Raw genomic sequence first — 11,778 nt, forward strand, 5'->3', positions numbered from 1 at the left:
GCAGCAGCGGCTCGTCACGCTCGGCCTCGGCGGTGAGCGCGGCCAGCGCCTCGCGGCAGCGCCCCGGGTCGCGCGCGGCCCGCACCGCCGCGAGCCGGGCGACCTGCTTCTCGCGCACGGCGCGGTTGTCGACGGTGAGCACGTCGATCTGCTCCTCGCGCTCGGGGCGGTAGCGGTTGACGCCGACGACCGTCTCGTCGCCGCGGTCGATGCGGGCCTGCCGGCGCGCCGCCGACTCCTCGACGCGCCGCTTCGGCAGGCCGCTCTCCACGGCGCGGGTCATCCCGCCGAGCGTCTCGATCTCCTCGATCAGCGCGCGCGCCTCGCGGGCGAGCTCGTCCGTCAGCGCCTCGACGTAGTAGGAGCCGCCGAGCGGGTCGACGACCTTCGGGATCCCCGTCTCCTCGCGGATGATCAGCTGCGTGTTGCGGGCGATGCGCGCCGAGGCCTCCGAGGGCAGGGCGAGCGCCTCGTCGAAGGAGTTGGTGTGCAGCGACTGCGTGCCGCCGAGGACGGCGGCGAGCGCCTCGAGCGCCGTGCGCACCACGTTGTTGTACGGGTCCTGCGAGGTCAGGCTCCAGCCGGAGGTCTGGCAGTGGGTGCGCAGCATGAGCGAGCGCGGGTCGCGCGGCGCGAACTTCCCGCGCATCAGCTCGGCCCAGAGGCGGCGGGCGGCGCGCAGCTTGGCGACCTCCATGAAGAAGTTCATGCCGACGCCGAAGAAGAAGGAGAGCCGCGGCGCGAACTGGTCGACGGCGAGGCCGGTGGCGAGCGCGGCGCGCACGTACTCGACCCCGTCGGCGAGCGTGTAGGCCAGCTCCTGGACCGCCGTGGCGCCCGCCTCCTGGAGGTGGTAGCCGGAGATGGAGATCGGGTTGAACTTCGGCGCGTTCGTCGCGCACCAGGCGATGATGTCCGCGCAGATCTTCATCGAGGGCACGGGCGGGTAGATGTAGGTGTTGCGGACGAGGAACTCCTTGAGGATGTCGTTCTGGATCGTCCCGTTGAGCGCCTTCGCCGGCACGCCCTGCTCCTCGGCGGCGACGACGAACATCGCCATGACCGGCAGCGCCGCCCCGTTCATCGTCATCGAGACCGACATCCGGTCCAGCGGGATGCCGTCGAAGAGGATCTTCATCTCCTCGACGGAGTCCACCGCGACCCCCGCCTTGCCGACGTCGCCGACGACCCGCGGGTGGTCCGAGTCGTAGCCGCGGTGCGTGGGCAGGTCGAACGCCACGGAGAGGCCGGCCTGGCCGGCGGCGAGATTGCGGCGGTAGAAGGCGTTGGAGTCCTCGGCCGTCGAGAAGCCCGCGTACTGGCGGACCGTCCAGGGGCGGTGCGCGTACATCGTCGCGCGGACTCCGCGCGTGAAGGGCGCGAAGCCCGGCGGCACGTCGAGCCCCTCGATCTGCGCCAGGTCGGCCGCGGCATACAGCGGCCGGACCACGATGCCTTCGGGCGTTGCCCAGGAGAGCCCCGCCGGGTCGGCCTTGATCTCCTCCCGGGCCAGGGCCGCCCAGTCGGGCCGCCCGTGCGCCTGCGCCTCCGTCATCCCGCTCCTCCCCCAAGTTGGCCGATAAATTGTACGCCGGAAGCGCCGGATCCGGAAGCTGCCGGCGGCGACATCGCGAAGACGCTTGACATCGCGGGGGGCGGACGGTATCCATGTGCGCAAGGAGAGAACTGTGGAACGCGCCCGACGCCGCCTACCGGGGACCTTCCCCCGCTGCCTGGCCCTTGCGGCCGCCGTCACGTGCGCGCTGCCGCTGCAGGCCGGCGCCATGCTGCGCCCCACCTGCGACATCGCGGAGCGCTTCAGCGTCGACCCGCGCGCCGAAAAGGACGCACAGGGGCGGTACGTCTGGTTCGCGAGCGGGCCCTGGGCCTGGGATCGCGGCACGACCATGCTCGCATCGGACGGGGCGGCCGCCGGGACATTCATCTGGAACTCCGGCAGTCACTTCACGGGCGCGCTGAAGCTGCGCCTGCGCCTGGTGGACTCCGCGGACGGTGCCAAGGCGCGCGCGCGTCTGATCTTCGCCCAGGATGCGGCGCGGGGCGCCCACCGCTGGCTCGAGGTCGTCTCCGGCAACCCGGGGCGCGTGACGCTGGGGCAGACCGGTACGATCGGGGCGTCCGGGCCGGGGGTGATCCAGTCCTGGCGCACGCCCGTTGCCGCTGGCGCCTGGCTGGACGTGGCCCTGAGGATCGCGGGGGACAAGACCGTCACCGCCAGCCTCGGGGGCAGGAATCTCTTCACCGCGGCCGTGGCGCCGCTGATCGCGGGCAAGGTTGGCTTCGCCTCCGTGGCCGGCAAGGTCGAGTTCGAGGAGTTCTCCTTCACCGCCGACCCCGACAGCGAGCCCTGTGTCGAGTGCCACGCGGGGACGTTCAGCGTGCCCCGGGGCGCCGACGTCTATCCGCAGGGCCAGGACGTCTACGCGTGGTGGGACGGTCGCCGCTGGGACGCGACCGCCGGCCCGCGCGGCGACCCGGCGCAGCAGCAGGGGGGGCACGGCGACCCGGCCGGGGAGGCCGCACTGAGCTGTGCCGGCGCCAGCAGTTGCCACGACATGCGCCTGCCCCGCCCCGAGGACCACCGCAACGGGACCCGGGAGGGACGGGGCCATCGTTCGGTCAATTCCTTCCACCTGCGGGAAAACGCGATCGTCGCGGAGCCGGCGAACACCTGGGACGCGCAGTTGGCCGCCGACACCTTCTGCGCCCAGCAGTGCCACTACGCCCTCGTGCTCGGGCGGACCCATCGCCACGGGGACTACCCCGTGACCGGCGCCGTGCAGCTCGGCCAGACGGGCACCCGGATGTACGGCGAGCTGCTCCCGATCCCGGTGGACAGCGACGCCACGACGCGGGCGCTGGCGACGACGCCGGACTACGCCCCCTGCTTCTCCTGCCACGACCCGCACGGAACCGGTTCCCCGGATGGCGACACGCCTTCGAACAAGATGCTCCGCATGGAGTGGAAGAACGACCTCTGCCGCGTCTGCCATATTTAACGGCAGACCGCTGATAAGGGCCCATCTGCGGCGTCGCGCTCCTCCCGTCTCCCTGCGGCGCACACGAGTGCGCCTCAGTCGCCGGATCGTCGCGCTTCTTGCATCTGGACCCTTCTGAGCGGTCTGCCAAGCCCGTTCCCCTCAGAGGAATGACGGGCAATCTCTGACGCAGCCCCGGGAAAAGAAAAGGGGCGGGGGAGTGACCCCCGCCCCTTGATCGGTCGTTTCGATTACGGGCAGCCGTCGTCGGCCACGCCGTCGCAATCCTCGTCGATGCCGTTGGCGCAGATCTCGGGGACGCCGTCCGTGCCGTCGCAGTTCTGATCGATGCCGTCGCATGCGTCCGCGGCGCCAGGATGGATCGTCGCGTCGAGGTTGTCGCAGTCCCCCTGGATGCCGGCGTCGGGTGCCATCGGGGTCCAGGACATGGAAACCACACAGGCGTCGAACCAGACCTGGAGGCTCTCCGTACCGGTCGTGAAGTACCCGTCGCCGTCGCGGTCGAAGTATCCCGTGACCGTGGGGTTGCCGGAGGCGTCGGTGCCGCGCGACTGGTAGTAGACGGCGCAGGCGTTGTCCGTCGAGCCGTCGCGGTCGTCGTCCCGCCCGTTGTTGCACCACTCGGCGTAGCTGCCGCTGCGCGAGTTGAGGAACCAGGCCATGTCGGGGTTGATGAGGCAGTTGGTGTCGTCGACGTCGCCGTTCTCGGTGGCGGTGTACTGCCCGCTGGGGGCGGTGAGGCACTGGGGCGTGCCGGTGCCCGCGCCGTCGGCGTCGGCGTCCGTGTAGTAGTTGGTGCAGGAGACGTTGGTCGGCGTGCCGTCGCAGACCCAGCCGGAGGCCCCGCGCCTGACGTACTGCCCCTCTGCGCAGGAGGGCAGGCCGATGTCACCCGCAGGCCCGGCCGGCCCCTGGGCCCCCTGGCAGTCGAGCACGCTGCAGAAGCCGTCCAGGTTCTTGTCCTCGCTGCCAACGGTGCAGTACCCGTCCCGGTTCAGGTCCCAGCAGTTCTGCCCGCAGTCGGCCGGGGTGCAGGTGCCGCTGCCGTTCTTGTCCTCGGTGGTCACGTCGCACTGCCGGTTCTTGTTGAGGTCCCAGCAGTCGTACCCGTTGAAGCCCGTCCACCCGCGAAGCCCCTGCGGCCCCGTGGCGCCCGTGGTCCCGGTCGGCCCGACAGGTCCGGTCGGTCCTGTGGGGCCTGCAGGACCGTTCGCCGGGCCCGTCGCGCCGGTGGCGCCCGTGGCTCCCGTCGCACCCGCGGTCCCGGCCGGCCCGGTCGGCCCCGTCGCGCCCGAGGTCCCCGCACTCCCCGTGGCCCCGGTGGCGCCCGTCGCGCCCGCTGCCCCGGCCGTGCCCGTCGTGCCCGTCGCGCCCGTTGTCCCCTGGGGCCCGGTGCAGTCGGCTGCCGTGCAGGAGGTGTCTCCGTTGATATCCTCGTTCCTGGGATCCCCGGGCGGGAAGATGGTGCACAGCCCGTCGCCGTTCAGGTCCCAGCAGGAGAGGCCGTAGGAGGGCCCCGTCGGCCCCAGCGCGCCGGTCGCCCCGGTCTCGCCGGTCGGCCCGACGGGCCCGGTCGCACCCGTCGCGCCGTCGATCCCCGCGGACCCGGTGGGCCCCGCCGCGCCGGCGCAGTCCAGGGCGTTGCAGCCGTCGCCGCCCACGACGTCCTCCGCCGGGTCGCAGACGCCGTTGCCGTTGGTGTCCCAGCAGGACGTGCCCGCCGGCCCCGCGTTCTCGCTCGTGGCGCTCCACAGCGCGTAGGGGGCGAGCTGCAGCGGCGTGAGGCCGATCCGGAGCCATCTCGTCCCCGACCGGTACTCGAGCTTGACCTTGAGCTGCTTCGAGAACTGGTCCTCCGACGGGAGGGGGACGACGCTGCCGAGCATGTGCTTGACGGTCTTGCTCGTCCGGAGGGTATAGGCCTTGGTCTCGGACCAGATCGTGACGTAGGACTCATCGATCAGGCTGAAGCGGAACGTCCGCGGCACCGTGCTCAGCGTCAGCTTCGTCGTGTACGAGTACGGGATCTGCCGCAGCACCGCCGCGGTCGCCGGCGCAGGCCCCGGCAGAACCCCTCCGAGGAGCGCGAGGAGGACCAGACTTGCGAGCAGCGCCTTTGACCTGTGGTGGATCACGACTCAACTCCTCCCTGTCAGTCCTGCTTGTCAGCCGTTGCCTGGGCGTAGCCGATGTGCTGCAGCGCCTCGGTCATCTCGCCGAGGATCGCCGGGTCGTCGATGGTCGCCGGCATGTTGTAGGGCTCGGAGTCGGCGATGCGGCGCATGATGCCGCGGAGGATCTTGCCCGAGCGCGTCTTGGGCAGCCGCTTGATGACCGTCGCGGTCTTGAACGCGGCGACCGGGCCGATCTTCTCGCGCACCATCGCCACGACCTCCTTGACGATCTCGGCCTCGGGGCGGCTGACCCCGGCCTTGAGCACGAGGAAGCCGAGCGGCACCTGCCCCTTGAGCTGGTCGTGCACGCCGATCACCGCGCACTCGGCGACGTTCGGGTGCGAGGCCAGCACCTCCTCCATCGCGCCGGTCGAGAGGCGGTGGCCCGCGACGTTGATGATGTCGTCGGTGCGGCTCATGACGTGCACGTAGCCGTCGTCGTCGATGATGCCGGCGTCGTACGTCTGGTAGTACCCCGGGAAGGTGTCGAGGTAGGTCTTCTTGAAGCGCTCGTCGGCCCGCCAGAGCGTCGGGAAGTTGCCCGGCGGGAGCGGCAGCCTGATCACCAGCGCGCCGAGGGTGTTGCGCCCGACGTCCTGCCCCTCGTTGTCGAGGACGCGGATGTCCACGCCGGGGACGGCCTTCGTCGGCGAGCCGGGCTTCACGGGCAGCGGCTCGATGCCCATGCAGTTGGCGCAGATGGCCCAGCCGGTCTCGGTCTGCCACCAGTGGTCGATGACCGGGACCTTGAGGATCTTCTCGGCCCAGAGCAGCGTGTCGGGGTCGCAGCGCTCGCCCGCGAGAAAGAGCGTCTTGAACCCGGCGAGGTCGTACTTCTTCAGGTACTCGGCGTTCGGGTCGTCGCGCTTGATCGCGCGGAAGGCGGTCGGCGCCGTGAAGAGCGCGCGCACCTTGTGCTGCGAGATCACGCGCCAGAAGGCGCCGGGGTCCGGGGTGCCCACCGGCTTGCCCTCGAAGAGGATCGTCGTGTTGCCGTTGAAGAGCGGCCCGTAGACGATGTAGGAGTGCCCGACCACCCAGCCTATGTCCGAGGCGGCCCAGAAGACGCTCCCCGGCGGGCAGTCGTAGATGTTGTTCATCGTCCACTGCAGCGAGACGATGTGCCCGCCGTTGTCGCGGACGACGCCCTTGGGCTGCCCCGTGGTGCCCGAGGTGTAGAGGATGTAGAGCGGGTCCGTCGCCGAGACCATGACGCAGCCGTGCGGCCTGGCCTTGGCCATCGCCTCGTCCCAGTCGATGTCGACCCCGGGGTGCAGCGCGGCCTTCGCCATCGGCCGCTGCAGGATCAGGCAGCGCTCGGGCTTGTGGCGGGCCATCCGGATCGCCTCGTCGAGCAGGGGCTTGTACTCGATGACCTTCTTGATCTCGATGCCGCAGGAGGCGCTGATGATGACCTTCGGCTCGGCGTCGTTGATGCGCACGGCCAGCTCGTTGGCGGCAAACCCGCCGAAGACGACCGAGTGCACGGCGCCGAGACGGGCGCAGGCGAGCATCGCGACCACCGCCTCCGGGACCATCGGCATGTAGATGATGACGCGGTCGCCCTTGCCGACGCCCAGGTCGGCGAGCGCGCCGGCGCAGGTGGCCGTCATGTCGCGCAGCTCGCGGTAGGTGAAGCTCTTGACGGTGCCGGTGACCGGGCTGTCGTAGATCAGCGCCGCCTGGTCGGCGCGCCCTCCCTCGACGTGGCGATCGAGCGCGTTGTAGCAGGAGTTGACCAGCCCCCCGGTGAACCAGCGGTAGAACGGGGCGCTGCGGTCGTCGAGGACCATGTCCCACTTGCGGTGCCAGGACACCTTCTCGCCGGCCTCGCCCCAGAAACCGTTCGGGTCCTTCAGGGAACGCGCGTAGACGTCGTCGAACCGACCCATCAAGCCTGCCCCCCCTTGCCGTCGCCTGCGCCGCCGCAGGGGCTCCCGCCCCGCCAGCCAACCTGTGCCTAGAATCGCATTGTGTGACCCCGGGCACGGGGTGTCAAGATGGGGTCGAAGCGGGTGTGTTGGCGGGCAGGTACGACGCGGGGCGCCGCGGCGATTGCCGGGCGCCCCGGGGGGAAGGGCAGCGGGGCCTTACGACCCCGCGACGACCTGGTAGGCCAGCACGCCCTGGACGAAGACCGGCTTGAAGAGCGTGTCCCCGAAGCGAAAGACGTTCGCGCCCCCGGCCTTGTCCTGCGTGTACCCGTCCGGCAGGTAATACACCGTCAGGCCGGCGGGCGGGCTGACGACCGCATAGCCGCCGGCCTGCTCGGCGAAGAACGTGCCGAAGAAGTACCAGTACGTCTTGTCCCCGAAGGGGATGCGCACGCTCGCGGCCGGGAGGGCGGGGACCATCGCGCCGGGGGGCGCCGTGACCACGATGTACGTCGTGCCCTGCTGGAGCCAGAAGATCCCCCGGTCGTAGAAGTAGGAGACGCCGCCGGCCTGGACGGGCGCGGCGCCCGGACCCGGCGCCTCGGTGCTCGTGTAGCCGGGCTTGCGATAGTACACCCCCCGCGGTGCCCGCAGCGCGGCCTGGCTCGCCTCGAGGATGGACTGGAAGTAGGCGTCGCTCTCGGCGGCGTCCTTCTGGCGGGTCTGCTCCAGCTCGTCGCGGCGCACGGCGCGGCCGGCCTCGCGGGCCTGCTCCTCCTGGGTGGAAATGGCATTGCGCTGCATTTGCATGAGCGTCCAGTCGTAGTTCCAGGACCCGCCCCACCCGCCGTTCCAGTCGTCCCAGTCGCTGGCGAAGGTGGCCCTGCCGCGGCGCTGGGCGACCTCGACGCGGCCGCGGTCGGCCGCGGCGGCCACCTGGCCGAGCAGCAGCACCGCCCAGAGGCCGGCGATGGCCGCTCCGAGCGCCCGCGCGACACTCATGACGGCGCTCATGGCGTGCCTCCCGTTTCCGGCATGAGTCGGAAGTCGCACTGCGTGGCCCCCGCCGGCGGCGCGAACGTGAAGAGGTCGTCGCCGAGATTCGGCGAGAAGTCCCAGCTCAGGAAGGTCGCCGAGAACTCCGGCGTCGCCGGCTGCTCCCGGAAGCTGACCACGATCCGCTTGATCGTGGGCTGCAGCCCGCCCTCGATCCAGAACTGCCAGTCGCTCTTGTCGCCGCTGAAGGCCAGGTGCTCCACGGTCGTCCCGCCCATCGTCGCGGAACCGACGGCGAAGCCGCGCCGGATCCGCGCGAAGGCCCGCTTCGCCGGGTCCTCGCGGAGCAGCAGCGCGAGCGGCGGCGTGAAGCCGAGCTTGTCGCGCATGCCGCCGAGGAAGTCCTCCAGGGACGCGGCGCTCGGATAGCAGGCGTAGACGTTCGTGCCCACGTCCAGGAGGGTGAACGACTTGCCGTCGTACCAGGAGCGCGTCGAGCGCTGCTCGCCGTCGTAGCTCACCCGCAGCCGGTCCGGGCGGCGCAGCTCCGTCTCGATGCGCCCGGTGAACTGCACCCGCTGGCCGGAGGGCAGCGTGGTGTCGCTGGTGACCTCGGCGACGAAGGAGAACGCCTTCGCCGACGAGAGCCGGTCCAGCGCCGACCGCAGCAACCGGTAGGCCACCGGGTCGAACCCCGCCTGGGGCGTCGTTGGGGACGTCTCCGGCGGCGCGGCCGGTGGAGCGGCCCGTGGTGCGTCGGCCGCGCGCAGCGGCTGGACGCCGGGGAGGAGCCCCGCGGCCAGGCAGACGAAGAGCCCCGATACCGCAAGTCGCATTCGCGCCTTCATTCCGTGCCTCCCGATTGCCCGCTGACATCGGACCCCCCGCGGGCGGCCGCAGAGAGCGTCTCTCCCACCTGATTCACAACTTATGGGGTTCCGGAATTCTGTCAAGACCCCGGCGGCGCCTGGCTGCCCGTGGCTTGACAACGCTGCCCCGCGGCGAGAGCATGCGCGCTCCATGGCACGCCCCGACCTGCGCGAGATCCGCTTCAACTACACGTCCGCCGACGACCGGCAGGTCGTGCTGTTCCTGCTCGGCCCCGAGGGCTGGGCGGCCATCGAGCGCCTGCGCGAGCGGCGCGTGACCGGGAGGCTGTCGCGCCTGCTCATGCGCGTCCTCGGCGAGGTCTTCATCCACCGGCGCAACCCCTTCCTCGCCGAAGAGCTGCTGGCCGACCCGCGCCGCCGCCGCCGCCTCTTCGGCGCGCTCGCGGACGACCTCGGGCTCATCCGGCGCCAGGCGGGCGCCGACCCGCTGGTCGCCGAGCTGGTCGGGCGGGCGGACGCGCTGGTGGCGTCCTTCCGGCGGGAGGTGGACGGGCTCCCCGCGGAGCGCGAGCGCATCCGCCGCCGGCTCGGGGCGGTGATCGGCCCGGCGAACGTGCTCTTCGACCCGATCACGCTCGTGGCCCACGCGACCGACGCGACGGACTGGCGCCTGCACCTGCCGGTGGCCGTGGCGACGCCGACGCAGGCCATGCAGGTGCAGCCGCTGCTGGCGGCGCTGGCGGCGCTCGGGTTGCACGCCGTCCCGCGCGGCGCCGGCACCGGCCTGACCGGGGGGGCGGTGCCGCTGCGCCCGCGCTGCGTCGTCGTGAACACCGAGCGCCTCGACCGCATCCTCGGCGTGGAGGAGCGGGCGTTCGCGCTGCCGGACGGGCGGGAGGCGCGCGCGAGCGTCATGAGCGTCGAGGCGGGGGTCGTCACGGAGCGCGCCATGGAGGCCGCCGAGCGGCTCGGGCTGGTCTTCGCGACAGACCCGACGAGCGCCTGGGCCTGCACGATCGGCGGCAACGTGGCCGAGAACGCCGGCGGCAAGACCGCGGTGCGCTACGGCACCTGCATCGACAACCTGCTGGCCTGGACCATCGCGATGCCCGCGGGGACCTTCACCGTGCGCCGCCTCGATCATCCGCTGCGCAAGATCCTCCCCGGCGACACGGTGCGCTGGCGCGTGGAGGACGCCGGCGGGCGCGAGGTGCGCGAGGTCGCGCTCGCCGCGGCCGAGATCCGCCGCCCGGGGCTCTGGAAGGACATCACGAACAAGGCGCTCGGCGGGCTCCCCGGCCTGCAGAAGGAGGGGACCGACGGCGTGATCACGTCGGCCGAGTTCCTGCTGCACCCGCGGCCGGCGGCCGGCACGACCCTCTGCCTGGAGTTCTTCGGCGAGGACATGGACGAGGCGAGCGAGGTGATCCTCGAGCTGACGCAGGCGCTCACGCACGGGGAGCTCGCCGCGCTGGAGCACTTCGACGGGCAGTACGTCCGCGCGATCGAGTACCGCGTCAAGGCGGCGCGCGCCGGCACGCCCAGGGCGGTGCTGCTCGCGGACCTGGCCGGCGACGATGCGGCGCAGCTCAAGCGCGCGGTGGCGACGGTGCGCGCGCTGCTCGACCGCCGCGCCAACACCGAGCTGGCGGTGGCGCGCGACGCCGCGGAGGCGGCGCGCTTCTGGGCGGACCGCAAGCGCCTCGGCGTGATCGCCGCGCGCACGAACGCCTTCAAGCTCAACGAGGACGTCGTGCTGCCGCTGGCGGCGCTCGCGCAGTTCTCCCGCTGGGTGGACGCCGTCAACCTCGAGGAGGAGCGCGAGAACCAGGAGGCGCTCGTGCGCCGGCTGCGCGACTTCTTCGAGGAGGGGCCGCCGGCCGAGGAGGCGGCGTGGCCGGAGGCGCAGGTCGGGCGCGCGCTGGCGCTGTGCGAGGAGGCGCTCGAGACGCTCTCGTGGGAGGACGCCGAGCAGATGCGCGGCGGCGCGGCCGTCGAGGGGCTGCTCGGGCAGCTGCGCGAGCTGGCCCGCGGCTCGCAGGAGCTCGCGGACGGGATCGAGGGGATCGTCGCGCACGTGCGCTCGCGGCTCGTGGTGCTGGCGACGCACATGCACGCGGGCGACGGCAACGTGCACGTGAACATCCCGGTCATGTCCAACGACCGCGGGATGCTCGGGCGCGCGGAGGCGGCGGTCGACCGGCTCATGGAGCAGGTCGCGGCCCTCGGCGGCGTCTGCTCCGGCGAGCACGGCATCGGCGTGACCAAGCTCAAGTACCTCGATCCGGCGCTGCGCGCGGCGTTCGCCGACTACCGGCGCGCGGCCGACCCCGGCGGGCTCATGAACCCGGGGAAGCTGGAGGACCTGGACGCGCTCGAGCTGATCTTCACGCCGTCGTTCAACCTGCTGGAGCTGGAGGCGCGCATCCTGCGGCACGGGCGGCTCGAGGAGCTGGCGCTGCGCATCGCCCACTGCGTGCGCTGCGGCAAGTGCAAGCCGGACTGTTGCGTCTTCTACCCGGGGCGGGGCCTCTTCTTCCACCCGCGCACCAAGAACCTGGCGATCGGCGCGCTGATCGAGGCGCTGCTCTACGACTCGCAGCGCGAGCGCGCCGGGGCCTTCGAGCTGCTGCGGAATCTCGAGGAGGTCGCCGACCACTGCACCCTCTGCCACAAGTGCCGCAAGCCCTGCCCGGTGGGCATCGACACCGGGGCGGTGTCGGTCCTCGAGCGCGAGATCCTCGCGGGCCACGGCTTCAAGCGCTCGCCGCTGGCGACGCGCGCGACGCTCGCGTACCTCGAGAGCACGTCGGCGCCGCTCAACCGGGCGTTCCGCGCCGCGGTGCTCGGCGCCGGCGGGGCCGCCCAGCGCCTGGCCGTCCGG

7 protein-coding genes are annotated in these 11,778 nt (G+C 72.0%); 2 read left to right on the top strand and 5 right to left on the bottom strand.

What is annotated here, in order from left to right; translation table 11 throughout:
* Positions 1-1,555 (bottom strand): methylmalonyl-CoA mutase (gene scpA / locus VI078_16765; GenBank protein ID HEY6000940.1); only part of this gene is annotated, 1,555 nt, incomplete at its 3' end.
* Between the two features lie 133 nt (positions 1,556-1,688).
* Here scpA and VI078_16770 point away from each other — a divergent pair.
* Positions 1,689-3,020, top strand: a complete 1,332-nt coding sequence (locus tag VI078_16770; GenBank protein ID HEY6000941.1) for a hypothetical protein — start codon at positions 1,689-1,691, stop codon at positions 3,018-3,020.
* 230 nt (positions 3,021-3,250) lie between these two features.
* On the opposite strand, the gene VI078_16775 is transcribed toward VI078_16770, so the two are convergent.
* The 4 genes from VI078_16775 to VI078_16790 all read right to left on the bottom strand — a co-directional run bounded on the left by VI078_16775 (position 3,251) and on the right by VI078_16790 (position 8,900).
* Entirely contained in the window at positions 3,251-5,155 is a 1,905-nt protein-coding gene (locus tag VI078_16775; GenBank protein HEY6000942.1) for a MopE-related protein, read from the bottom strand.
* 17 nt (positions 5,156-5,172) lie between these two features.
* Positions 5,173-7,086, bottom strand: a complete 1,914-nt coding sequence (locus tag VI078_16780; protein HEY6000943.1) for a propionyl-CoA synthetase — start codon at positions 7,084-7,086, stop codon at positions 5,173-5,175.
* Positions 7,087-7,284: 198 nt separating this feature from the next.
* The gene (locus VI078_16785) at positions 7,285-8,082 is read right to left on the bottom strand and encodes a DUF6515 family protein (protein ID HEY6000944.1); all 798 of its coding nucleotides are present in this window, start codon (positions 8,080-8,082) and stop codon (positions 7,285-7,287) included.
* A complete protein-coding gene (locus VI078_16790) occupies positions 8,079-8,900 on the bottom strand; it encodes a DUF2092 domain-containing protein (protein HEY6000945.1) in 822 nt (273 codons plus the stop codon). Before VI078_16790 ends, VI078_16785 begins: the two co-directional genes overlap by 4 nt.
* A 184-nt stretch (positions 8,901-9,084) precedes the next feature.
* On the opposite strand from VI078_16790, the gene VI078_16795 reads away from it, so the two are divergent.
* Positions 9,085-11,778, top strand: a 2,694-nt coding sequence (locus tag VI078_16795; GenBank protein HEY6000946.1) for a DUF3683 domain-containing protein, incomplete at its 3' end; no start/stop codon positions are given.

The sequence above is a fragment of the bacterium genome (genome assembly GCA_036524115.1).
In the GTDB taxonomy this organism is placed as follows: domain Bacteria; phylum JAUVQV01; class JAUVQV01; order JAUVQV01; family DATDCY01; genus DATDCY01.